At 64.0% G+C, this 22,342-nt stretch carries 21 protein-coding genes and 1 tRNA gene; 8 read left to right on the top strand and 14 right to left on the bottom strand.

Annotated elements, in window-relative coordinates:
- Nucleotides 1-136 precede the first annotated feature (136 nt).
- The 4 genes from FHW69_RS04985 to def all read right to left on the bottom strand — a co-directional run bounded on the left by FHW69_RS04985 (nucleotide 137) and on the right by def (nucleotide 4,807).
- Nucleotides 137-1,870, bottom strand: coding sequence for a glycosyltransferase family 39 protein (locus FHW69_RS04985; RefSeq protein WP_183421884.1), 1,734 nt, complete (start codon nucleotides 1,868-1,870; stop codon nucleotides 137-139).
- Nucleotides 1,871-2,059: 189 nt separating this feature from the next.
- Entirely contained in the window at nucleotides 2,060-3,361 is a 1,302-nt protein-coding gene (gene rsmB / locus FHW69_RS04980; RefSeq protein ID WP_343203960.1) for a 16S rRNA (cytosine(967)-C(5))-methyltransferase RsmB, read from the bottom strand.
- Complete coding sequence (gene fmt, locus FHW69_RS04975) at nucleotides 3,358-4,299, bottom strand: methionyl-tRNA formyltransferase (protein ID WP_183421883.1); 942 nt, start codon at nucleotides 4,297-4,299, stop codon at nucleotides 3,358-3,360. Before fmt ends, rsmB begins: the two co-directional genes overlap by 4 nt.
- A 4-nt stretch (nucleotides 4,300-4,303) precedes the next feature.
- On the bottom strand, nucleotides 4,304-4,807 hold the full coding sequence (gene def, locus FHW69_RS04970; RefSeq protein ID WP_183421882.1) for a peptide deformylase: 504 nt from the start codon (nucleotides 4,805-4,807) through the stop codon (nucleotides 4,304-4,306).
- 202 nt (nucleotides 4,808-5,009) lie between these two features.
- Between def and FHW69_RS04965 the strand changes: the two genes are divergently transcribed.
- The 5 genes from FHW69_RS04965 to FHW69_RS04945 all read left to right on the top strand — a co-directional run bounded on the left by FHW69_RS04965 (nucleotide 5,010) and on the right by FHW69_RS04945 (nucleotide 12,117).
- Nucleotides 5,010-6,137: a LysM domain-containing protein gene (locus tag FHW69_RS04965; RefSeq protein ID WP_183421881.1), complete on the top strand. Its 1,128-nt coding sequence runs from the start codon at nucleotides 5,010-5,012 to the stop codon at nucleotides 6,135-6,137.
- Between the two features lie 188 nt (nucleotides 6,138-6,325).
- Nucleotides 6,326-7,474, top strand: a complete 1,149-nt coding sequence (gene dprA, locus FHW69_RS04960; protein WP_183421880.1) for a DNA-processing protein DprA — start codon at nucleotides 6,326-6,328, stop codon at nucleotides 7,472-7,474.
- Nucleotides 7,475-7,629: 155 nt separating this feature from the next.
- On the top strand, nucleotides 7,630-10,155 hold the full coding sequence (locus FHW69_RS04955) for a DNA topoisomerase I (protein ID WP_183421879.1): 2,526 nt from the start codon (nucleotides 7,630-7,632) through the stop codon (nucleotides 10,153-10,155).
- A 46-nt stretch (nucleotides 10,156-10,201) separates the two neighbouring features.
- Nucleotides 10,202-10,726, top strand: coding sequence for a Sua5/YciO/YrdC/YwlC family protein (locus tag FHW69_RS04950; protein WP_183422283.1), 525 nt, complete (start codon nucleotides 10,202-10,204; stop codon nucleotides 10,724-10,726).
- Between the two features lie 71 nt (nucleotides 10,727-10,797).
- Nucleotides 10,798-12,117: an AMP-binding protein gene (locus FHW69_RS04945; protein WP_305067775.1), complete on the top strand. Its 1,320-nt coding sequence runs from the start codon at nucleotides 10,798-10,800 to the stop codon at nucleotides 12,115-12,117.
- Here the strand turns inward: FHW69_RS04945 and blaOXA are convergent.
- The gene (gene blaOXA, locus FHW69_RS04940) at nucleotides 12,108-12,959 is read right to left on the bottom strand and encodes a class D beta-lactamase (RefSeq protein WP_183421877.1); all 852 of its coding nucleotides are present in this window, start codon (nucleotides 12,957-12,959) and stop codon (nucleotides 12,108-12,110) included. The genes FHW69_RS04945 and blaOXA overlap by 10 nt on opposite strands.
- Before the next feature lie 146 nt (nucleotides 12,960-13,105).
- On the opposite strand from blaOXA, the gene purD reads away from it, so the two are divergent.
- Nucleotides 13,106-14,383 (top strand): phosphoribosylamine--glycine ligase, encoded by a 1,278-nt coding sequence (gene purD / locus FHW69_RS04935; protein WP_183421876.1) that lies wholly within the window; start codon nucleotides 13,106-13,108, stop codon nucleotides 14,381-14,383.
- Between the two features lie 105 nt (nucleotides 14,384-14,488).
- Nucleotides 14,489-16,363 carry an MFS transporter gene (locus FHW69_RS04930; RefSeq protein ID WP_183421875.1) on the top strand — a complete coding sequence of 625 codons (1,875 nt, stop codon included), beginning with the start codon at nucleotides 14,489-14,491 and terminating at the stop codon, nucleotides 16,361-16,363.
- A 12-nt stretch (nucleotides 16,364-16,375) separates the two neighbouring features.
- Here the strand turns inward: FHW69_RS04930 and FHW69_RS04925 are convergent, their stop codons facing one another.
- The 8 genes from FHW69_RS04925 to FHW69_RS04890 all read right to left on the bottom strand — a co-directional run bounded on the left by FHW69_RS04925 (nucleotide 16,376) and on the right by FHW69_RS04890 (nucleotide 21,348).
- On the bottom strand, nucleotides 16,376-17,242 hold the full coding sequence (locus tag FHW69_RS04925) for a beta-lactamase induction protein (protein WP_183421874.1): 867 nt from the start codon (nucleotides 17,240-17,242) through the stop codon (nucleotides 16,376-16,378).
- A gap of 51 nt (nucleotides 17,243-17,293) precedes the next feature.
- Nucleotides 17,294-18,277, bottom strand: coding sequence for an NAD(+) diphosphatase (gene nudC / locus FHW69_RS04920; RefSeq protein WP_183421873.1), 984 nt, complete (start codon nucleotides 18,275-18,277; stop codon nucleotides 17,294-17,296).
- An 11-nt stretch (nucleotides 18,278-18,288) separates the two neighbouring features.
- A complete protein-coding gene (gene erpA, locus FHW69_RS04915) occupies nucleotides 18,289-18,660 on the bottom strand; it encodes an iron-sulfur cluster insertion protein ErpA (protein WP_255494509.1) in 372 nt (123 codons plus the stop codon).
- Between the two features lie 31 nt (nucleotides 18,661-18,691).
- On the bottom strand, nucleotides 18,692-19,126 hold the full coding sequence (locus tag FHW69_RS04910; RefSeq protein ID WP_183421871.1) for a polymer-forming cytoskeletal protein: 435 nt from the start codon (nucleotides 19,124-19,126) through the stop codon (nucleotides 18,692-18,694).
- Entirely contained in the window at nucleotides 19,113-19,856 is a 744-nt protein-coding gene (locus FHW69_RS04905; RefSeq protein ID WP_183421870.1) for a DUF6776 family protein, read from the bottom strand. The genes FHW69_RS04910 and FHW69_RS04905 overlap by 14 nt, the downstream gene beginning before the upstream one ends.
- A 99-nt stretch (nucleotides 19,857-19,955) precedes the next feature.
- Nucleotides 19,956-20,435, bottom strand: coding sequence for a bacterioferritin (bfr, locus tag FHW69_RS04900; RefSeq protein ID WP_183421869.1), 480 nt, complete (start codon nucleotides 20,433-20,435; stop codon nucleotides 19,956-19,958).
- A gap of 113 nt (nucleotides 20,436-20,548) precedes the next feature.
- On the bottom strand, nucleotides 20,549-20,752 hold the full coding sequence (locus tag FHW69_RS04895) for a (2Fe-2S)-binding protein (RefSeq protein WP_183421868.1): 204 nt from the start codon (nucleotides 20,750-20,752) through the stop codon (nucleotides 20,549-20,551).
- 62 nt (nucleotides 20,753-20,814) lie between these two features.
- Entirely contained in the window at nucleotides 20,815-21,348 is a 534-nt protein-coding gene (locus tag FHW69_RS04890) for an RNA pyrophosphohydrolase (RefSeq protein ID WP_183421867.1), read from the bottom strand.
- A 185-nt stretch (nucleotides 21,349-21,533) separates the two neighbouring features.
- Between FHW69_RS04890 and FHW69_RS04885 the strand changes: the two genes are divergently transcribed.
- A tRNA-Met gene (locus FHW69_RS04885) sits at nucleotides 21,534-21,610 on the top strand.
- 83 nt (nucleotides 21,611-21,693) lie between these two features.
- Here the strand turns inward: FHW69_RS04885 and FHW69_RS19145 are convergent.
- Nucleotides 21,694-22,314, bottom strand: a complete 621-nt coding sequence (locus tag FHW69_RS19145) for a LuxR C-terminal-related transcriptional regulator (RefSeq protein ID WP_183421866.1) — start codon at nucleotides 22,312-22,314, stop codon at nucleotides 21,694-21,696.
- Nucleotides 22,315-22,342: the final 28 nt, after the last annotated feature.

Below are 22,342 nucleotides of genomic sequence, written 5' to 3'. Positions count from 1 at the left end.
TTCGGCAAGGCGGCCCCGGTGTGGAAGTCCAAGCGGAGTGGCTTCGTTTCCGCAAGCACGCAGGGCATCGGCTATGCGTAGAACATCACGACTCAGTCCTGCGCCATTGTCTCGCGCGATCAGCTGGCACCGCTTGTTAGTCGGGATCATCCGGATTCGTAGGCTGGTTGTCGTCTTTGGCGGGCGTGCAGCCAGGCACGACGGCATCAGATCGGAAGAGCCACCATTGGCGCCGGTTAGCGTAGCCCAGATCAATAGCCTTGTCGCGGCGGATGCATTCGCCCAGCGCACCATCCTGTCCGAACAGCCAGCGCGTGTCCGGCGCTTGCGCCTGCCATTGCGTACCGGCGGTGAACTGCTTTCGCGTGGACTGTTTGATGCCAAAATCGACAGCGGGTCGGCCCAGCATGAGGAGGTTCTGTTCGGTCCAGTCGATCAGACCGATATCGTCACCGGGTGCCAGATGCGAGCGCACGTCACGCATCATCCCGGCGGATGAACTGGAGTCATTGAGCAGTGGGGACGCCCACAGTCCCCATGCAAGCCAGAGCACGGCCATGCCGCTGACCAGGGCCCACACGGCATGACGCACGCGGAAGATGGCTGCGAGCACCAGTTGCGCCGCGCCCACCGTGATGCACATCCACCACATGGAATGTTCGCCGCCGCTCAGTCCCCGAGACGTGGCGAGAGTGGCAGCAAATCCGGGATGTCCCACCAGTGACCACACTCCCACCACCAGCATGGCGGTGCCGAGCAGGGCGATGAACGCGAGGCCTGCGGTACGTAGCCAGCGCGTGGCGAGCAGTTCGTTGAGATAGGGGGCCGTGATCAGGGCCAGCATGGGCACGGCAGGAAGAATGTACACATCGCGCTTGCCAGGCGATGCGCTGAAGAAAATCAGGATCAGCACGATCCATGCGAGCGGCAGAAGAATGCGCGCATCTTTGGCCTTCAGTGCCTGCCACCAGCGTGGCACCGTGCCCGGATACACCAGCGACAGCGGCAGCCAGCTGAAGAGAATGACGGGAATGAAATAGAACGTCGACTGCGCATGCTGCCACGGATGGGCATAGCGCCCGGCCGTCTGGCGGAACAGGATGTCGTTGACGTACGCGGTGTATTCCGGATTCGTCTGGGCGTGCGCCCGCGCGGCGAGCAGCATGGGAACGAGCCACAGCGAGATGGCGAGCAGCATGGCGGGAAGGCCCAGCAGCCAGCGCCACCATGCGCCACGGCCCATGACCGGCACACCGTTCCAGCGCCACCGTGCCGCTATGGCATACGGGATCAGCATCAGCAGCGCAAGAACGCCAACGCCCTTGGTGATGACGCCGAGGCCTGCGCAGAAGCAGCCGAACCAGTACATGCGCCAGTTGGGGCCGAGCAGCGTATGCCGCAGCAAGCCGTAGTTGGCTGCGGTAATCAGGAAGCCCACCAGCGGATCAATCTGCGCGCGCTTTGCCTGATACACGAACTGAAAACACATCAGCATCGCCATGCCCGCGTACACGCCAGCCTGGCGATTCCACAGTCGGCGGCCGAGGTCGTACACCAGCAGCACGCTGCCCAGCGTGGCGAGCAGCGACGGCAACAGGAATGCAATGCGCCAGTCACGCACCAGCAGATAACTGGTGGCCTCAAGCCACATCAGCATCGGTGGCTTGTCCGAATACAGTTCCGAGCCGCGGTGCGGGAATAGCCAGTCCCCGCTCTCGATCATGTAGTGAGCCACCAGTGCGAAGCGCGGTTCGTCCGATGGCCAGGGATCGCGCAGGCCGATACCTGCGCCGATCACAACCAGCGCAAACAAGAACATCAGCCAGAAGGCGCGACGGTCAGCCGGAGTGGCGGGCGTGGACGAATGCATGGAGTCGAGCAGTCTCTTGATGCGAAGCCGGGGATGGGTACGACTTTTCAGGGTCGTGCTTCGAGCAGTCAGACCCCTATGGTACACAGTGCGACGCTGATCGCTCTTAGTGGAGACTTAGCAGCGACGAAAGTTGTGCGCAAGAGCACAACGCAGCGCACGACACGACGTGGTGTCGTGCAAATGCACTCAGAGCTTTTCGATTACCGCGAAATACATGCCGTCCAGATCGCCGTTGCCGGGCAGAATCTGCCAGCCCACGGCGGCGGCTTGTCCGACAGGCAGCGTGATGTCGACAGCGCGCGCGTCGCTTCGTGTTGAGAGCCAGTGCAGCACGATGGCTTCGTTCTCTGCTCGCAGTAGCGAGCAGGTGACGTAGACCAGCCGGCCACCGGTAGCCAGCGTGGGCCAGAGGCCATCGAGAATGCGGTATTGCTGTGCATTGAGTGCGGCAATGTCATTCGGGCGACGGTGCAGCCGAACGTCGGGACGACGGCGAATGACGCCCGTAGCCGAGCAGGGCGCGTCGATCAGGATGCGATCAAACGGAACACCATCCCACCAGGCATCTGGAGCGCCAGCGTCGCCAATGATGATGCTCGCGCGGAGGCCGAGACGATCAAGATTTTGCTGAATGCGTGACGCGCGCGATGCTTCGAATTCGACGGCGGTCAGCGTGACATCCGCGCGTTCAAGCACGTGACATGCCTTGCCGCCGGGAGCCGCGCACGCATCAAGCACGCGCTGGCCATCGCGAACGTCGAGCAGATCGACGGGCACCTGGGCGGCGCCATCCTGCACGGCGAAATGGCCTTCTGCAAAACCCGGCAAACGGGTGACATCCGTGCTGTGCGGCAGCACCAGCGCGTCGGTCAGCCAGGGATGAAGGGCAACGTTCTGGCCGGAAACGCGCAACGCCTCGGCCACTTCTTCACGGTCGGCGCGGTGGCGATTCACCCGGAGCATCAGCGATGGCTCCTGGTTGTTGGTGGCGAAAATGTCTTCGGCGTGGCCGGGCCAGTCGCTGGATATCGCTTTGGCCAGCCATGCCGGATGGGCGTGGCGGGTTGCCGGCGTGGCGTCCAGTGCGGTTATCAGGGTGTCCCGTTCGCGCTGCCAGCGGCGCAGCACCGCGTTGACCAGGCCGGCCAGTCGCGGGCGGCGCAGTTCGCGCGCGGCCTCCACCGTGGCGGCCACGGCCGCGTAGCCAGGCAGTTCCAGCACTTCAAGCTGAATGATGCCGAGGACCAGCAGGGCGTGGATGGTCGGCTCGTTGCGGCGCAGGGGCTTGTCGAGCAGGCGATCAATGGCGGCGTCATAGCGCGGCCACCAGCGGGCACCTTCGCTCAACAACGCCATGAGCAGCGCGCGGTCACGGGCGTCGGGGATCTTTTTTGACGTGCGGTCGATGACTTCGCGCAGCGAGTGGCCGGCCAGCGCCACATCGGCCATGGCCTCGGCCGCCAGGGCGCGGGTCGACAGCGTGGTCACGCGCGGGCCTGGCGAAGCTCGGGCCGCGCATTGAGGTAATCCGCAGCACCGATGCGGCGGCCGCCGGAGCGCTGGAGCGAGAGGATGCGCAGCGCGCCCTCGGCGCAGGCGACGTCAATGCCGTGCTTGCTGGCGGCGATGACCGAGCCGGGCGTCGCACCCGCCGCGCCTTGTACCGGGACGGCAGCCCAGATGCGTACGCGCTCCCCGGCCAGATCGGCTTCAGCCACCGGCCACGGGTCGAACGCGCGGACTTTGCGTGCCGCGTGGTCGGCGGGTAACGCGAAATCAATGAGCGCCTCGGCCTTGTCCAGTTTGTGCGCATAGGCGACGCCTTCTTCCGGCTGCGGCCGGGGTATCAGCGTTTCGCCTGCCATTACCCGGCGCAGGCCTTCAAGAAGCGCATCGGCGCCGAGCGCTGAAAGGCGGTCATGCAGCGTGCCGCCGGTTTCCTCGCCCGAAATGGGCGTGCGGCGCTCAATCAGCACGGGACCGGTATCCAGCCCCGCTTCCATCTGCATGAGGTCGACGCCCGACTCGGCATCGCCCGCCAGAATGGCTCGCTGGATGGGGGCGGCGCCGCGCCAGCGCGGCAGCAGTGACGCATGGACGTTCCAGCAACCCAGTTGCGGGATGGCCAGCACCTTGCGGGGCAGGATCAGGCCATAGGCCACGACGACCATCAGGTCCGGCTCGTAAGCGGCCAGCGTATCGCGGTCGGTATCTGCCTTGAACGATTCGGGCTGCTCCACCGGGATGCCGGCGGCCAGGGCCGCTTCTTTCACCGGGCTGGCCGTGAGCTTGCGGCCACGGCCGGCCGGGCGATCCGGCTGGGTGTAAACGGCGACCACATTCGCGCCAGAGGCGCGGCAGGCTTCAAGGCAGGGAACGGCAAATTCCGGCGTTCCCGCAAAAACGACGCGCAAGGGGCTGGTCATGGGGTCAGGCACTGGCCCGACGCTGTTTTTCCATGCGCTTCAACAGAAGGCTGCGCTTGAGCGGCGACAGGTGGTCCACGAACACCTTGCCGGCCAGATGATCCATCTCATGCTGGATACATACGGCGAGCGGGCCTTCGGCGTCCACCACGATCTCCTTGCCGGTGACGTCCTGCGCGCGGACCTTGACGCTGAGCGCGCGTGTCACGTCGGCGTAGATGCCCGGGAACGACAGGCAGCCTTCCTGGTAGACCTGGCTGCCATCCTTTTCGAGGATTTCGGGGTTGATCAGGACCAGCGCCCCGCTGCGGTCGTCGCTCATGTCGGCCACCAGCACGCGCTGGTGAACGTTGACCTGAGTGGCGGCAAGACCCACGCCGTTGGCGGCGTACATGGTCTCGTACATGTCGTCGACGAACTGCTTCAGGTCGGCGTCGAACACGGTCACGGGAGCCGCAACGGTGCGCAGGCGCGGATCGGGAAATTCGATGATGGTCAGGACGGACACGGTGATACCTGCTTCGGTCTCGGATCGGTGTGGGCGATGTGCTCGATTTGCGGGCAAATCGGCGAAATCCAATCATCACGACCCGGTAGGATGGCCGCGTATTCTACGCCGGCCCGGCAGGCCGGGCGAGCACGGCAACGTATTGTGCCCTTTAACGATTCAGTTACACTCGCGACAGCACCGGGGAAGGGGGAAATCCCGCATGATCAAGAAGTTCGCCATGCTGCTGGGCGGCATGTTCTTTACTGTGGCCGTTTACGCAGCCGCAGCCCAGCTCCGCCCCGATCACCCGGACACCTACACGGTGCGCAAGGGTGACACGCTGTGGGGCATTTCGGCACGCTTCCTCAGCAAACCCTGGCTCTGGCCGGAAATCTGGCAGGCGAATCCCCAGGTCAGCAACCCGCACAAGATTTATCCGGGCGACGTGCTCAATCTGTCGATGTCGGGCAACAGCCCGCATCTGGGTCTGCAGCCGCGCGTACGTGAAGAGGGCGAGCCCATCACGGCCATTCCGCTGAACGAACTGCGCATGTTCCTCAAGGACACCCGCGTTCTGGACCCGGATGCTGTTGAGCAGTCGCCGTACGTGGTCGGCTTCGAGGAGGGCCGTCTGCGCGCCGCGCCGGGCCAGAAGATTTACGCCCGTGACCTCGATGCCCAGCCTGGCCAGCGTTTCGCCATTGTTCGCCCGACCCATCGTTTCCGCTCCTTCAAGGATGTGGGCACCATGGATCGCGGCAGCTTCGTCGCCGATCCGCTGGACAGCGACGTGTCGATGTCCAACAGCCCCTGGCACGAGGATTCGACCAACAACGGCCACTTCGGCAGGGGTGATTCGCGCGGCCTGGAAGTGACGGTGGTGGGCACGGCAGAGACGCTGCGTGCAGGCGATACCGCATCGCTCATCCTCGTTGATTCCACCCTTGAGATCCGCAAGGGCGACCGTCTGCTTCCTGTGGATGACGCGCCGTACGATCCGTATTTCTACCCGCACGCACCGAAGTCCATGCCGTCCGATCCGCGGGTCATCGCGTTCTCCGACGCGCTGGATGCCGTGGGCAGCCGCCAGGTCATCGCCATCTCGGCCGGTTCGGCGGACGGCATCGACAACGGCACCACGTTCACCGTGATGTCGGCGGGTGAAACCATTCCCGACGACGTCGCCAGCAACAGCGAGCGTCGCGGCACGGGTCGCAGTGTGAAGCTGCCGGATGAGTTTGGCGGCCACGTGATGGTGTTCCGCACCTTCGAGCACGTGAGCTACGCACTGGTGATGGACAGCCTGCGCCCGCTGCACAAGGGGGACCGCGTGGTCGCGCCGGAGTAACTCCCGGTCGATCAGGTGGCGCCAGACCCCGGTCCCAGACCGGGGTTTTTTTTGCAGGCCATGGGCCAGCACCGAGTCGCTGCTGACGTTGTCTGGCCAGCGCTACAGCGGCCCGCGTTCCATCCCGTCTCCTCGTCGCGGGCGGATCCCATGCCGCGCCGAACCAGTTCAGACCCTACACTGCCGGGATGACCAACACCGAAGACCGCGACTGGCTCGTTCTTTTGCGTACCCCGCATCTCGCTCCGCAGGCCCTGCGCGAGGCGTTGGTCGCCACGCGGCGGGCTACCGGCGCGCTGGAGCGTCTGCGTCGGCACCCGGGGGTGCTTCCCGATGAAGCGCGCGCCTGGCTGGATGCCCCGGACGAGACGCTGCTTGAGCGCGACCTGGCCTGGCTGGCCGAGCCGGGGCACCGGCTGCTGCGCTGTACGGAAGAGGATTTCCCGCCACAACTGGAGTCCATTCCCCAGCCACCGGCCGCGCTGTTCGTGGTGGGCGACGCGTCGCTCCTGCTTCGCCCACAGGTGGCCATCGTAGGGTCACGGGCAGCCACGGCGCCCGCGCTGGCCAATGCGCGCTGGTTCGCCGCGGAACTCGCCAGCGCGGGCCTGATCGTCACCAGCGGCATGGCCGACGGCATTGATGGCGCCGCCCACGAAGCCGCACTCGACGCGGGCGCACCCACCATTGCCGTCACGGGTACAGGGCCGGACAGGGTCTATCCCCGTCAACATCACGCATTGGCCCGCAGAATCGCCGAACAGGGCGCGATCGTCACCGAACATCCGCCAGGTACGGGTGCGAAGCCCTACCACTTTCCGCGTCGCAACCGGATCATCGCGGGTTTGAGTCTGGGCGTGCTCGTCGCCGAGGCCGGTTTGCGCTCCGGCTCGCTCATCACGGCCCGCCAGGCGGGCGAGCAGGGCCGGGAGGTCTTTGCGCTGCCCGGGTCCATTCACAACCCGCTGTCGGAGGGCTGCCACGAGCTGATTGGCGAAGGTGCCAGGCTGGTTCAGCGTCCGCACGATATCGTCGAGGCCCTGGCCCCCGCGGCCAGGGAACTGGGGGCTGAGCTGGCTGCCCGGCTGGGGCTGTCACCCCAGAAAGCGGGACGTGGGCGTCATTCCCAGCCTTTCGACTGGCGGTCTGATCCTGAATATCGCCGCCTGCTCGACGCCATGGGTTACGATCCCGCCCCGCTGGACACACTGGTTCAAGCCACGGGCTTTGCTCCCGGTGCACTCTCCTCCATGCTGATGATGCTTGAGCTGGAAGGTCAGGTCGCAGGCGTGGGTGGTAACCGTTACCAAAGGCTTCCTGAATCCCCTGTCGCTTGACAGTTATCACGGCGCTGTGTCTCTAACTAGATATATAGAAGAGTGAAGCCGTCCCGCCGTGGACGGGAGATCTCCTCCCGCTTCCCCACAATTCGTCAAACAAAAACCGGCTGTTCGCCGCGGCCTTGCCGGGTGGACCAGGAAACGCGTTATCCATGGCAAAAAACCTGCTCATCGTCGAATCGCCGGCCAAGGCCAAGACGATCAACAAATATCTGGGAACCGATTTCCAGGTATTGGCATCGTATGGCCACGTCCGCGACCTGCGCCCCAAGGAGGGCGCTGTCGATCCGGACCACGGCTTCGCCATGGCATACGAGGTCATCGACCGTAACGAAAAGCATGTGGATGCCATAGCGAAAGCGGCAAAGCAGGCCAGCACCATCTATCTGGCAACCGACTTGGATCGCGAAGGTGAAGCCATTTCCTGGCACATCAGCGAGATCCTGAAAGAGCGCGGCCTGCTTGAAGGCAAGGAAGTGGTACGCGTGGTCTTCAGCGAAATCACGCCCAAGGCTATCAAGGAAGCGGTGGCCAATCCGCGCAAGCTGTCGCACGACCTCGTGGATGCGCAGCAGGCACGTCGTGCGCTGGATTACCTGGTGGGTTTCAATCTGTCGCCGGTGCTGTGGCGCAAGGTTCAGCGCGGTCTTTCCGCCGGTCGCGTGCAGTCGCCCGCGCTGCGCATGATTGTCGAGCGCGAGGAAGAAATCGAAGCCTTCAAGGCGCGCGAATACTGGACGATCGAAGCGGCGCTGGGACACACCGACGGTGCGTTTACGGCAAAACTCACGAAGCTGCACGGCAAGAAGTTCGAGCAGTTCGACCTGACCAACGAAGCCGACGCGATGGCCGCGCGCTCGTCGCTTGAGAAAGCAGCCGCCGGCAAGTTCACCGTCAGCGAAGTGACCAGTCGCGAGCGCAAGCGTCGCCCGGCACCGCCCTTCACCACATCCACGTTGCAGCAGGAAGCCGCGCGCAAGCTTGGCTTCACCACCAGTCGCACCATGCGCATCGCGCAGGGCCTTTACGAAGGTGTGTCGCTGGGCAGCGAAGGCAATGTGGGTCTGATCACGTATATGCGTACGGACGCCACGGCGTTGTCGAACGATGCGGTGGCAGAGCTTCGCGAGCTGATCGCCCGCGACTACGGCACGCATGCGCTGCCCGATGGTCCGCAGGTCTACAAGTCCAAATCGAAGAATGCGCAGGAAGCGCATGAAGCCGTGCGCCCGACGTCCGCGATGCTGACGCCGCGCAGCGTGGCCGCGTACCTCAACGACGACCAGCGCAAGCTCTACGAACTGATCTGGAAGCGCACCGTCGCCTGCCAGATGATTCACGCCACGCTGAACACGGTATCCGTGGAGTTTGCCGTGGCCGATTCCTCGTTCCGTTCTACCGGCACGACGGTGATCGACCCGGGCTTCCTCGCCGTGTACGAGGAAGGCCGCGATCAGAAGAGCGACGACGAAGACGATCAGCGTCGCCTGCCGCGTCTGGCTGAAGGCGATGTCGTGGATGTGACCGGCATCGCAGCCGACCAGCACTTCACCGAGCCGCCGCCGCGCTACTCCGAAGCCAGCCTGGTGAAGACGCTGGAAGAATTCGGCATTGGCCGACCGTCGACGTATGCCAGCATCATTCAGGTGTTGCTCAATCGCGAGTACGTGTTGCTGGACAGTCGCCGCTTCAAGCCCACCGATGTGGGTCGCGCGGTCAGCAACTTCCTCTCCGGGCACTTCACCCGCTACGTCGATTACGACTTCACCGCGAAGCTCGAAGACGAACTGGATGCCGTGAGCCGTGGCGAAGAGAAGTGGGTGCCGTTGCTTGAGCGTTTCTGGCAGCCGTTCAAGACGCTGGTAGACGACAAGACCGAAAGCGTGGATCGCAGCGAAGCTACCGGTGCGCGCGAACTCGGCGCAGACCCGAAGTCGGGCAAGCCGGTATCGGTACGCCTGGGCCGCTACGGCGCATACGCGCAGATCGGCAGCAAGGACGACGAAGATAAGCCGACCTACGCCAGCCTGCGTCCGGGTCAGAGCATGCACACCATCACGCTGGAAGAGGCGATGGAACTGTTCAAGCTGCCGCGCAATCTCGGCCAGTCTGAAGCGGGCGAAGACGTGACGGTGGGCATCGGCCGCTTCGGACCCTTCGTGAAGCAGGGCAGCGTGTATGCGTCGCTGAAACCGGAAGACGATCCGTACGTGATCGAACTGCCGCGCGCCTTGCAGCTGGTGCAGGAAAAACTCGAAGCTATCGCGAACCGCATCATTCAGGACTTCGGCAACGACGTACAGGTGTTGAACGGCCGTTACGGCCCGTACATCACCGACGGCGAGAAGAACGCTCGCATTCCGAAGGATCGCGATCCGAAGACCCTCACCGAGGCCGAGTGCCTTGAGCTGCTTGCTGCCGCTCCGGTGAAAAAGCCGCGCGGTGGACGTGCTGCGAAGAAGACAGCGACCAAGAAAGCTGCTGCGAAGAAAACTGCCGTGAAGAAGGCCCCGGCGAAGAAGGCAGCAGTCAAGAAGACGGTGGCCAAGAAGACGGCGACCAAGAAAACGGCCGTAAAGAAGGCGGCAGCCAAAAAGACCGCAGCCGGCAAAACCGCCGTGAAGAAAACGGCTGCCAAGAGCGCCGCAACAAAGACAGCAGCAAAATCGGCGTCGTGACGTGAAGCGCTTTGATCTGACTGACGTGGATGCCGCCGCCGCGCTAATGCGCGAGGGCGGTGTGCTGGCGTATCCGACCGAGGCCGTGTTTGGTCTGGGCTGCGATCCGCATAATCTCGTGGCCTTCGAGCGAGTGTTCGCACTGAAGGGCCGCCCTGCCACGCAGGGCGTGCTGCTGATCGCCGCCGATGTGGCGCAGATTGAGCCGTACGTCGACATGGCAGCTGTACCGTCGGCCGTGCTTGATGAGGTCTATCGTTCCTGGCCGGGCCCGAATACCTGGATCTTTCCGCGTACCGCCCGCGTTCCGTCGTGGGTCGCCGGTGCGCATGCGGGCATCGCGCTGCGCGTCACGGCGCATGAACCTGCGGCGGCGCTTTGCAGGGCCTTCGGAGGGGCCATCGTTTCCACCAGCGCCAACCCTCATGGCGTGCCGCCGGCACGGGATACCGGTCCACTGGCAGGCTGGTTCGGCGATGCGCTCGATGGCGTGCTCGATGGCCCCACAGGTGGCCTGGCCTCACCTACCATCATTCGCGACGCGCTCAGCGGCGCTATCATTCGCGCCTGATCCTGGAGCTGAAGCACGTGTCGATCGTTTGTGAAACTGCGGGGCAGGAACCGCATGCTGCACTGAGCCTTCTGGCAGGCCCCGCACATCGTGTCGTCGCATGGCGCCACGGCCATCCGGTTACCGCCGCGCAGTTCCTGCATCACGTCAGGACGGTTGCCGCGCAGCTTCCCGAGGCTCCCGCCGCGGTCAATCTCTGCGAGGACCGCTACGCGTTCCTGGTGGGTTTCTGTGCACTGGTGTCGCGCCGACAGGTCAATCTTCTTCCACCGTCACGCGCACCGCGCGCCGTGGACGAAGTGATGCAGGCGCATGCAGGCTGCTACGCACTGGGTGAGCAGGCATTGGAGCCGGCGCCGGTAGGCTATGTGCGGATGATGCTCGACGATGGCGCAGTCGATCCCGCTGCGGATTTCTCGCCGCCGCATGTTCCCCGTTCCCAGATTGTCGCGGTGGGCTATACGTCCGGTTCCACCGGCAAGCCCAAGCCGAATGTGAAAACATGGGGCAGCTTCCATGCCAGCAACCTGGGCAACGTGGAACGCATGACCGGCATTGCCGGTGGCCCGTTCCACGTGGTGGCCACGGTGCCGCCGCAGCACATGTACGGCATGGAAATGTCGGTGGTGATGCCGCTCTTCAGCGACGTGTCGGTCCATGCTGACCGGCCGTTCTTCCCTGCGGATGTGGCGCAGGCGCTTGCCAGCGTTCCGTCGCCGCGCATTCTGGTGACTACGCCGGTTCATCTGCGCGCTCTGGTGGAATCGGATATCCAGTTGCCGGAACTGGCGGCTTTTGTATCAGCCACCGCACCTATGCCGGTGGAGCTTGCCCGTGCGGCCGAGCAGCGCTTTGGTGCGCCGTTGCACGAAGTGTTTGGTTCCACGGAGACCTGCGTGTTCGCCAGTCGCCGTACGTCCATCGAGGACGACTGGGCGATTTACGACGGTGTTCATCTGCACCCGCAACCCGATGGCACGCTGGTGGAAGCACCGCAGCTCGACGAGCCCATCGCGCTGGCCGATATCGTGACGCTGCACGACAACGGGCGCCGTTTCCGCCTTTGCGGCCGCAACACCGACCTGCTGGAAATTGCGGGCAAGCGTGCCTCGCTGGGCGATTTGAACCGTCGCCTGCTCGCCATTCCCGGCGTGCAGGACGGTGTGATTTTCCAGCTCGATGACACGGACATCATCGGCGTGCGTCGCATTGCCGCGCTGGTGGTGGCGCCGGACCTGGACGAACACGCCATCATCAGCGCGCTGCGCGCGTCGATTGACCCGGTGTTCCTGCCGCGTCCATTGCGGCGGGTGGCTGCGCTGCCGCGCAACGAGACCGGCAAGCTGCCCCGTGGGCAGCTGCTGGACATGATCGGTCGCGGTCAGGGCTGAACCGGCGGAATCGCACCTTCCGCCGCCAGCACGCGCTTGGTGATGAGTACGCGCTGGGTGCCATCGGAAGAGGGCTTCAGATCCATGTTCGCGGCGAAGAACCAGCGGCGTCCCTTCGCTTCCACCCAGCCGACGTACCAGCCAATGCCGTCTGCCTTGTGACCCTTGCTGCCGTTCTGCGCAGCCTCGGGCAACCAGCCGGTCTTTGCGTGCAAAACGTATTCGGGCTGCGATTCGGTGATGGAAATACGGCGCACGGCCTCCTGCGCACGTTCTGAAAAGGGCAGCTTGCCGTCCGCCAGCCTGCGCAGGAAAGCGACCTGTTCCTCGGCCGAAATGCGCAGCGTGTCATTCAGCCAGAACTGGTCGATGCCGCCTTCCAGGGTTTCGTTGCCATAGCCCACCCGATGCAGCCAGTCGTGCATGCGCGGTTCGCCGGCGCGACGTGCGACTTCCTGGAAGAACCACACGGTTGAATAGCGCATGCCGCTGGCCAGCGAGTTGGGCCGATTCCATTCGACCTTTGGCGCGCCACCCATCATGCGCACCTTGCCGTCCCAGGGAATGACGTCGAACTCGTCCGTCACGGCACCTGTGTCCAATGCCACCATCGCGTTGAACAGCTTGAAGGTGGAGGCTGGCGAGTAGCGCTGTTTGGCACGGGCTGCGTCAAACACGTCCATGCGATCGGCCTGCTCGTCGTAGACGACGATGGTGCCGCGGGTCTTCGCGTCATCAAAAATCGCGGCCCACTCGGGACGCTCTTTGATGGTCGTGGCCTGTGCCTGGAACGCGGCCAGGGGCAGGAGAAGGGCTGGAACGAAATAGAGCCATGAGCGCATGACGGTGCTCCTCGGGGTGGAATGGCGCGAGTCTGCCCCGACGTTGCGACCCCCGGTGGGCGGGAAAATGGCGATACCCGGGCATGCCCCCGGTACAATATGGTGTTACGCCTTCGTTGGCGCGCCCCTATTCCCGGAGCAAAAGCATGAAAGTCCTCGTCATCGGCAGCGGCGGTCGTGAGCACGCCCTCGCATGGAAGCTCAGCCAGTCCCCCCGCGTTACTGACGTGATTGTGGCGCCCGGCAACGCTGGCACGGCGCGGGAGCCGGGACTGCGCAACGCCGCCGTGGCGGTCACCGACATCGATGGTTTGCTGAAACTTGCCCAGGAGGAGGGCGTTGAGCTGACCGTGGTCGGTCCCGAGGTGCCGCTTGTGGCTGGCGTGGTGGACCGCTTCACTGATGCCGGCCTGCGTTGCTTTGGACCGCGCGCCCACGCGGCGCAGCTTGAGGGCAGCAAAGCCTATGCGAAGGCATTCCTTGAGCGCCACGGCATTCCCACAGCGCACTACGCCGTGTTTACCGAACTGGCGCCCGCGCTCGCTCATGTGCGTGAAAAGGGTGCGCCCATTGTCATCAAGGCGGACGGTCTGGCGGCGGGCAAGGGCGTGGTCGTCGCCATGACGCTTGCCGAGGCCGAAGACGCGCTCAACGACATGCTGGGCCAGCAGGCGTTCGGGGACGCCTCGTCGCGCGTGGTGATCGAACAATTCCTGGAAGGCGAGGAAGCAAGCTTCATCGTGATTGCCGACGGCAAACAGGCGCTGCCGATGGCCACCAGCCAGGACCACAAGCGTCGCGATGATGGCGACCAGGGTCCCAATACCGGCGGCATGGGCGCTTATTCGCCTGCACCGGTCGTCACCCAGGACATTTCCGACCGGGTGATGCGCGAAATCATCCAGCCGACGCTCGATGGCATGGCGAAAGATGGCGCGCCGTTTACGGGCTTTCTCTACGCCGGCCTGATGATCGACGCTTCCGGTGCGCCGCGCGTCATCGAGTTCAATGTGCGCTTCGGTGACCCGGAAACGCAGCCCATCATGCTGCGTCTGAAATCGGATCTCGTGGCGCTGATCGAAGCGGCACTGGACGGCGATATCACCCGCGTCGATGCCGAATGGGACCCGCGTCCGTCGCTGGGCGTGGTGCTCGCGGCAGGCGGCTATCCGGGCAAGGTGCGCAACGGCGACCTCATTGAAGGTGCCGATGCCGACTTCGGCCCGGACGTGAAGGTGTTCCACGCGGGCACCGCACAAAATGCAGAAGGCCTCGCTGTGTCGGCGGGTGGTCGCGTGCTGACGGTTTGCGCGTTGGGTGATGATCTTGCCCAAGCACGGGCCCGTGCGTACGAGGCGCTGACCCACGTGGGCTTCGCCGACGCGTTCTACCGTCACGACATCGCGCACCGCGCGCTGCGCTGAGGCGCACACGGGCGGCGATGTTGCCGCCGCCCGTCGCGAAAACGTAAACCACGCCTGGATCATTTCCAGTTACGCTGGGCGCCACCATTCCGCCATGAAGGCCTTATGAGCCAGTTCAGCCTGCTTGGAAAGCGCCGTTTTGCCCCGTTCTTCTGGACGCAGGCCCTGGGTGCGTTCAACGACAACGCGTTCCGCAGCGCGATGGTCATGCTCGTAGCCTTCCAGATGGCACTGGATGCAAACACGGTTTCGCTCTACACCAACCTCGCGCCAGCCCTGTTCATCCTTCCGTATTTCCTGTTCTCCGCCACGGCCGGGCAGCTGGCGGAGAAGTTTGAAAAGACACGCATCATCCGTTACGTGAAGCTCTTCGAGATCGTGGCGATGATGATCGCGGCCATCGGATTCTTCACGCATCACGTGTCGCTGCTTCTGGTCGTGCTGTTCCTGATGGGCGTCCATTCGACGGTGTTCGGTCCCATCAAATATTCCATTCTTCCGCAGGCGCTCAGTCGATCCGAACTGGTAGGCGGAAACGGGCTGGTGGAAACCGGCACGCAGCTGGCGGTGCTGATCGGCATCATCGTGGGCAATTCGCTGATGCTCATTGCGGGATATGGGCCTCTGGCTTCATCGGTCACGACCATACTTGTTGCCGTGGTCGGTTACTTCGTGAGCCGTTCCATTCCTGTTGCTCCGGCGACTGCGCCAGATCTTCGCTTCAACTGGAACCCGCTCACGGAAACCATGCGCGTGCTACGCATCACACGCGAAGACCGCGCTGTGTTCAACGCGGTGCTGGGTATTTCGTGGTTCTGGTTTTTCGGCACCGTAATGATTGCGCAACTGCCCAGTTACACGCTGCTTCACCTGGGCGGCGACGGTTCGGTAAGCACGCTGGTGCTGGCGCTGTTCTCGCTGGGTACGGGTGTGGGTTCGCTGCTCTGCGAACGGCTGTCGGGGCGTCGCGTTGAAATTGGCCTGGTGCCTATGGGTGCCTTTGGCCTCACCGTGTTTGCGGTGGACCTGTACTTCGCGCGTACGGGATTTGCCACGGTCACGAAACTGGACTGGCACGGATTCCTTGCATCAGCGGGTGCCTGGCGCGTGGCACTGGACCTCACGATGATCGGTGTGTTTGCCGGCTTCTACGTGGTGCCGCTGTTCGCGTTTGTGCAGAGCCGTGCGCCAGCTGATCGCCTGTCGCGCGTGATTGCCGGCAACAACATCGTGAATGCGCTGCTGATCTGCATGGCGTCGGGCTTCGGTATCGCTCTCACACGCTGGGGCTTCACGGTGCCGCAGATTTTCCTGGCGGTGGGCCTTATCAACGTGCTGGTGGCGATCTACATCTTCACGCTGGTGCCCGAGTTCATGATGCGGTTCATCACCTGGATGCTGGTGAATACGCTTTATCGCGTGCGCGTGGATGGTCTGCGCAACATTCCGGAAGAGGGTGCGGCGTTGCTCGTGTGCAACCACGTGAGCTTCATGGACCCGCTGATCCTGATGGCCAGCGTGCGGCGCCCCGTGCGTTTCGTCATGTACTACAGGATCTTCAACATTCCGGTGCTGCGTTTCGTGTTCCGCACGGCCAGGGCGATTCCCATCGCGGGGCGCAAGGAAGATGAGGCGCTGATGGAAGCAGCGTTCGAGCGCATCGACGAAGCGCTGGCCGATGGCGAACTGGTCTGCATCTTCCCCGAGGGGGCATTGACCCGCGATGGTGCCATCGCTCCTTTCCGCCCGGGCGTGGATCGCATTCTGGCGCGTCGACCGGTGCCTGTGGTGCCGCTGGCGCTGCGCGGCATGTGGGGCAGCATCTTCAGTCGCCGCGACACCGCGCTGCATCGCATGCGTGTGCCAAGGCGATTCTGGTCGCGCATTGAGCTGGTGGGCGGCGAACCGGTGCCGGCTGATCAGGCGAATGCAAGCACGTTGGAAACGCGCGTGGCCGCGTTGCGCGGTGACCACGCGTAATCACGGGGTGGGTCAGGCGAACCAGCCGCCCACCACGATCACGGCCACCACCGCCAGCCACACGATCAACACGCGACGAATGACGCGGCGCGCATCGCTGAGCTCTGCAATCGGGTCGCTGACGTCTTCCACGTAGCCATCGCCGGCTTCGACGTCGGCATCTACGCTGGCACGTGCGACGGCGCCGAGGAAGTCTGGGTCCAGGCGTGTGCGCGGGCTTCCCGAATGGTGATGCCAGTGGCGCCACGAGCCCACCACCGCATCGAAGTCCGAGACCAGCGCCATGGCGAACACCATCAGGTGCGCGGGCACCCAGTCCAGCGCGTCAGCCACGCGTTGTGCGACGACGCGGGTGGCGTCATCCAGTCGCGAGGCCAGGTCGCGGCCCATCAACTGGACCAGCCTGTACGCCAGCGCGCCGCATGGGCCCAGCAGGAAAAACCAGAACAGCACGCCGAAGCGGCGACGCAGGGCAGCAAAGAAAGCGGCTTCCACAAGCGCCGGCGCGAACCAGCGCAGGGGCTCGTCGCCTGCACGCAGTTGCTGAATGGCTTCATCGCGGCGCAGCGTGTCGGGTGCTTTCAGGATCGCGTCGATGTCGCTTTCGACTTCGCGCGGTCCCAGTGCGTAGACCAGTACGATGACGGCGAAGGCGAGCCACGCCAGATCGAAGAAGGGCAGGGTGCCGAGAATAGCCCCGAATACGGCGCAAAGCAGCACGGGAACCAGGATGGTCACGGCGACGCGTGCGGCACCTGAGCCGTCTCCGAGTCGATTCACCCATGCGCGGAACCAGCGGTCGTCTCGCCAGCGGGCCAGCTGTGGCAATCCGTAGGCCAGAAGCAGGGCGATGAGGGCGGCGAGAAGTCTTAGAGCCATGGGTGCGATCCGAAGGGGACGCGCCGATTGTAGCCAACCCCGCGGGGTTGGCTACGCCTGTTTGTGGCCAGTCAGCTCGCCGAGGTCAACGCCGCGCAATGCCAGCCAGTGTTCGATCAGCCTGTAGGACACTGACAGTGGCGGCGGCACCGCCAGCGTGCCGCTTTTCATGCCATCGACAATCTGCTGCGCGGTGAACCAGCGGGCGTCTTCCAGCTCATCGTCGCGCAGGCGGATATCGGTGGTGCGCGCTGTGGCGGTGAAGCCCACCATCAGCGACGCGGGCAACGGCCATGGCTGCGAGGAGTGGTAGGTGGCATGCGCCACTTCCACGCCGGACTCTTCGCGGACTTCGCGGCGCACCGCGTCTTCCAGCGATTCGCCCGGCTCGATAAAGCCGGCCAGCGTGGAATAGCGACCCTTGGGCCAGCCGCGCTGGCGGCCGAGCAGACACGCATCGCCATGTTCCACGATGACGATGATTGCGGCGTCGGTGCGCGGGAAATGCATGTGCGCACAGTCGGCGTTGGTGCACTGGGCGCGATGTCCTGACGCCACCAGAAGTACGGGCGACCCGCACGAGCTACAGAAGCGCGTCTGTCTCTGCCAGTGCGTGATGCCCTTTGCGTACGCGAAAAGGCCCGCCTCGAACGTGGGGAACAGCAGGCCGGCATCGCGCAATCCGACGCGGCGTGCATGGGAAAGCGCGGTGAAGATTTCTGCGTGAACTTCGTCGACCACCAGCGTGAAGTACGCGCGGCCGTTGGCGATGCCCAGCAGCGTGGCGGGCACATCGCCGAAGCGTTCGGAGCGCATGGCCGGTGTCATCCATGCGATGCGCTCGTCGTCCGGTGCACTGAAGGCCATGCCCTCGCTGTCCAGCACGAGAAAGTGCGAATCAGCACTCGCTTCCAGTTCGTCGACCCAGAGGCGGTCGTCGCGGCGTTCGGCCATCCGATCCATGTCGATGCCGGCAAACACATTTTGCCGCGCTCGACCTGCGACGGCGCGGTCGCGTTCCTGTTCGACGCTCATCGGGAAGTCACTCAGGCGCTGAAGGAGGAGCCGCAACCACAGGTCGTCTTCGCGTTGGGATTGCGAATGACAAACTGCGAGCTGCTGAACGATTCCGCGTAGTCGATTTCCGCGCCCGTGAGGTATTGCAGGGACAGCGGGTCAACCACCAGCGTGACGCCATTGCGCGACACGGCGAAGTCGTCTTCGGCCTGATCTTCGTCAAACGTGAATCCGTACTGGAATCCCGAGCAGCCACCACCGCTGATATATACGCGCAGCTTGAGGCTGGTGTTGCCTTCCTCTTCAATCAGCTCGCGCACCTTGCTGGCGGCGGCTTCGGTGAAAACGAGCGGCGCACCGCTGCTACGGTAGTCGGGGGCCATGGGAAACGGATTATTCATGCTGACCATAATGGCGCCGATTGGCTGGAGGTCAAGCCTCGGCGAGTTCGGGAACAGCGTCGGCGACCGGCCCTTCGAGATGGCGCGGGGCTTCCGGGCTGCGATGAGCCATCTTTCCGTTGACCTGGGCGCCGGCGGCCATTTCCAGCACCTGGTAGCGCACGTCGCCCTCCACCCGGGCCTGTGCTGCCAGTTCCAGGCGGTCAAAAACCTCGATATCACCCACCACGTGGCCATTGACGACCGCATGCGGCACATGAATCTGGCCATTGACCCGCCCCGTCTCACTGATGGTGAGTACGCTGTGGTCGCCGGCGTCGGAATGGATCGAGCCCTCAATGACGCCATCCAGGTGCAGCGTGCCGCTGAAGCGCACGTCGCCGCGGATGGTCATGCCACGCGAAATAAGGCTGGTATCGGACGCGCTGACGCTGGGGCCCTGGTTCTTGCGATTACCGTTGAACATCGCTTTCCTTTTCGCCTTGAGTGACCTCGGCCCACGCAAGGCTGCGTGTCACCGGAGTGCTGCCGTCGGCGGTCACCGTGATCCGCAGGCGGGTGGGTTTGAAGTCCGCGGGAAGCACAAAGCTGCCGTGGACCTGCTGGAAATATTTGAACGAGAACGCGAGGCCGTCACCCTGGCCGGTTTCCCCCAGCGCGCTGCCTTCGAGCGTCACGACCTTGTCGCCCCGGATGCCCTCGATGGCGAGCGTCGCCTTGCCCTTGATGTCGTCGCCGCGCCGGGCGTTCTGCGTAAGTGTCAGCACGATATTCCAGGCCCGTGGCGTGCCTGTGACGGCGGATACCCGGGTGTCCTGAATCTGCAGACCTTCCCGCTGTGCGCCTCCCCCTACCAGGCGTGAGTAGAAGGCGAGGTCGGTGCGCAGTCCGCTGATTTCCTCGTCGCGCTCCGCCAGGTTGCGTTTGAGTTCTTTGGTGGCGATGTCGCTGACCTGGCCGGAGCGCTGCACATTGGCCAGCTGCTGCAGCAACTCGTCGTTCCGGGCGGTGAGCTTCGCGATCTGTCCGCGATGGGACGAAAGCGCGGGCGTGTGGGCGGTAAGCGCCCAGGTGATGAGGCAGGCAACCAGCAGGCTTGTCGCCCAGGCTCCGGCCAGAAGCAGCCGCGTACGGCGCTGACGGCCGACATCGTCGGCCGTGCGCACAACAAAGCGGGGCGGCGGCGTAGAGGCCATGGACGATTCCGTGCAGGCGGCGTGAAGGTATACCCGCAGCTTTCGGCGCCCGTCAAGAAAAGAGGCCCCGCTTTGCAGCGGGGCCTCTCAAACCGTGGATCAGCTCTCGATCTTGCCGACCTTGCTGAGCATGTAGCGCTCCGGACCAATGTCCTTGATGACGCTGAACTGCGTTTCCAGCCAGTCGATATGCTCTTCTTCCTCGGCCAGGATGTGGCGGAAGAGGTCACGGCTGACGAAATCGTGGATGCCTTCGCTGTAGGCAATGGCCTCGCGCAGGTCCTTCGTGGCAACCATTTCCAGATCGAGATCGCCCTGAAGGGCTTCGACCACGTTCTCGCCGATACGCAACTTGCCGAGGTGCTGCAGGTTGGGCAGGCCATCCAGGAACAGAATGCGCTCGATAAGCTTATCGGCGTGCTTCATTTCCTCGATCGACTCTTTGTACTCGTGGTCAGCCAGCTCGTTGTAGCCCCAGTCCTTGAACATCCTGTAATGCAGGAAGTACTGGTTGATGGCGGCCAGCTCGTTGTAGAGGACCTTGTTGAGGAATTCGATAACCTTCGCGTCGCCCTTCATGAGGGATCTCCCTGATAGCTCAGGCCAGACTATACGCAAGAGAAAAAGGAGAGGGCGAAACGAGAATGAACATGGTTCGCTTGTGCGAGCCGGTGCTCAGCAAGCGGCCTGGATCAGGCTGTGACGTGGACGAATGACAGGGAGGCCCGGACTTCGCTCACCGCATCGGACAGGCACTGGCGTGCCTCGGACTCGCAGGTGCCACAGCAGTCGGAACAGCCGGTGCGCGCCTGGAGATCGGCAAACGAATGGACTCCGTCAGCCGCGGCGCGGCGGATGGCGTGGTCGGTGACGGCATTGCACATGCAGATGTACATGGGGGCGGATTTTGAACGCGAATGCGAACGATTGTCAACCGCGCAAATGTGAACGGGCGGGCTCAGCCGGCAGCACGTTCCGGAGGGGCTGACTGCGGGCAGTTGCCCACGCTGACAGAGCAGACCGTTTCCACCATCGGGGCAAACTGGCGCAATGCGCGTTCATAGACCTGGCGCTTGAAGTTCACCACATGGTTGGCCGGGTACCAGAAATCCACCCAGCGCCACAGGTCGAATTCCGGCTTTTCACAGGCATCCAGTTTCAGGGCGTCTTCGCTGCCGGTGAGGCGCAGCAGGAACCACACCTGCTTCTGGCCAATGCAGGTGGGGCGCTGATGGTGGCGGACAAACCGGCTGGGCAGCCGATAGCGCAGCCAGCCGCGGGTTGCGGCCAGCACTTCCACGTGATGGGCCGAAAGGCCGGTCTCTTCCTCCAGTTCGCGATACATGGCTTCCAGCGGGGTTTCGTCGCTGCGCATGCCGCCCTGGGGGAACTGCCAGCCGTCGCGATTCACGCGGCGCGCCCAGAACAGGCGGCCATCCGCGTTCAGCAGCACGATCCCCACATTCGGTCGATAGCCATCAGCGTCGATCATCTCGCCTCCTCACCCGGAGCCATGCGGCCAGGGAAGTGTCCCTAAGGTCGCGGCAGCGTGTGCTCGCAGCCCGATTCAACCATAGCCTACAAAGAACCGGCAAGGCGCTACTTGAACGGAACCGATACCCCGATTAAACTGCCCGGCCTCCCTGAGCCGAAAGGCCCATGGCGACCAGGTTCCACGGCTAGGTAGCTCAGCTGGTCAGAGCGCGGCACTCATAATGCTGAGGTCGGCGGTTCGAGCCCGCCTCTAGCCACCATATAGCGATACCGCGCCGGGCTTGCCCGGCCAAAAAAAACCGCGCTTCGGCGCGGTTTTTTTGTTCGTGAATCCGTATTGCCGTCAGACGGTCATGGCTGCCGAGGCGGTGGGTTGTGCGTTCAGGCCGGTGTCCAGAACGGCCCTGGTCAGCTCAACCACGTTGTGTACGCGCAGCTTGGCCATCAGGTTGGCACGATGCAGCTCAACGGTTTTCTGGCTGATGTTGAGCTCGCCGGCGATCACCTTGTTGAGCTTGCCGCGCATGATGCCGTCCAGTACCTGCGTTTCCCGGGGCGTGAGCGACACATCGGGGCGCAGTGCTGTCAGGGCCTCGCGGGCCCGGTCGTAACCCAGCGGGGGCTCCTCGGGCAGCGGTTGCAGGAATACGGCATGGAAGATGGTGGGCGACAGGTCTACCGTCTGCCGGGTCACCCGGTAACGGCCGCGAGGTGCGCCTCCTGCCAAATATGTGCATTCGCCATCGTCGCCGGAAGGCTGCATGCAGTCGGAAAGCCACGCCGGTCCAGCCTGGCCCTGGCCCACACCGAACTCCCGCTCGAATGCCGCGTTGACCATCACGGCATCGCCTGCGTCGCTGCGCCATACAAGGCAAGGTAGCGGCGAGGCGGCAAACACTTCTTCTGCCAATCCACATGTGTGTTGTGACGGCGGACCAGGCAGCGCGTTAATTGTCAGGCACATCGAAGCCTCCGTGGCGGCGAGACACCGG

The organism is Luteibacter sp. Sphag1AF (assembly GCF_014192715.1).
Taxonomy (GTDB): Bacteria; Pseudomonadota; Gammaproteobacteria; order Xanthomonadales; family Rhodanobacteraceae; genus Luteibacter.
This window is presented reverse-complemented; position numbering and strand designations above follow the sequence as displayed.

What these genes read in the sequence shown, in the direction of transcription:
- erpA (WP_255494509.1), bottom strand. Translation starts at nt 18,660, where the DNA reads ATGAATAATCCGTTTCCCATGGCCCCCGACTACCGTAGCAGCGGTGCG.
- FHW69_RS04925 (WP_183421874.1), bottom strand. Translation starts at nt 17,242, where the DNA reads ATGGCTCTAAGACTTCTCGCCGCCCTCATCGCCCTGCTTCTGGCCTAC.
- fmt (WP_183421883.1), bottom strand. Translation starts at nt 4,299, where the DNA reads ATGACCAGCCCCTTGCGCGTCGTTTTTGCGGGAACGCCGGAATTTGCC.
- FHW69_RS04895 (WP_183421868.1), bottom strand. Translation starts at nt 20,752, where the DNA reads ATGTACATCTGCATGTGCAATGCCGTCACCGACCACGCCATCCGCCGC.
- FHW69_RS04955 (WP_183421879.1), top strand. Translation starts at nt 7,630, where the DNA reads ATGGCAAAAAACCTGCTCATCGTCGAATCGCCGGCCAAGGCCAAGACG.
- FHW69_RS04930 (WP_183421875.1), top strand. Translation starts at nt 14,489, where the DNA reads ATGAGCCAGTTCAGCCTGCTTGGAAAGCGCCGTTTTGCCCCGTTCTTC.
- FHW69_RS04890 (WP_183421867.1), bottom strand. Translation starts at nt 21,348, where the DNA reads ATGATCGACGCTGATGGCTATCGACCGAATGTGGGGATCGTGCTGCTG.
- blaOXA (WP_183421877.1), bottom strand. Translation starts at nt 12,959, where the DNA reads ATGCGCTCATGGCTCTATTTCGTTCCAGCCCTTCTCCTGCCCCTGGCC.
- nudC (WP_183421873.1), bottom strand. Translation starts at nt 18,277, where the DNA reads ATGAGCGTCGAACAGGAACGCGACCGCGCCGTCGCAGGTCGAGCGCGG.
- FHW69_RS04985 (WP_183421884.1), bottom strand. Translation starts at nt 1,870, where the DNA reads ATGCATTCGTCCACGCCCGCCACTCCGGCTGACCGTCGCGCCTTCTGG.
- purD (WP_183421876.1), top strand. Translation starts at nt 13,106, where the DNA reads ATGAAAGTCCTCGTCATCGGCAGCGGCGGTCGTGAGCACGCCCTCGCA.
- FHW69_RS04905 (WP_183421870.1), bottom strand. Translation starts at nt 19,856, where the DNA reads ATGGCCTCTACGCCGCCGCCCCGCTTTGTTGTGCGCACGGCCGACGAT.
- FHW69_RS04910 (WP_183421871.1), bottom strand. Translation starts at nt 19,126, where the DNA reads ATGTTCAACGGTAATCGCAAGAACCAGGGCCCCAGCGTCAGCGCGTCC.
- bfr (WP_183421869.1), bottom strand. Translation starts at nt 20,435, where the DNA reads ATGAAGGGCGACGCGAAGGTTATCGAATTCCTCAACAAGGTCCTCTAC.
- FHW69_RS04950 (WP_183422283.1), top strand. Translation starts at nt 10,202, where the DNA reads ATGCGCGAGGGCGGTGTGCTGGCGTATCCGACCGAGGCCGTGTTTGGT.
- dprA (WP_183421880.1), top strand. Translation starts at nt 6,326, where the DNA reads ATGACCAACACCGAAGACCGCGACTGGCTCGTTCTTTTGCGTACCCCG.
- FHW69_RS04965 (WP_183421881.1), top strand. Translation starts at nt 5,010, where the DNA reads ATGATCAAGAAGTTCGCCATGCTGCTGGGCGGCATGTTCTTTACTGTG.
- FHW69_RS19145 (WP_183421866.1), bottom strand. Translation starts at nt 22,314, where the DNA reads ATGTGCCTGACAATTAACGCGCTGCCTGGTCCGCCGTCACAACACACA.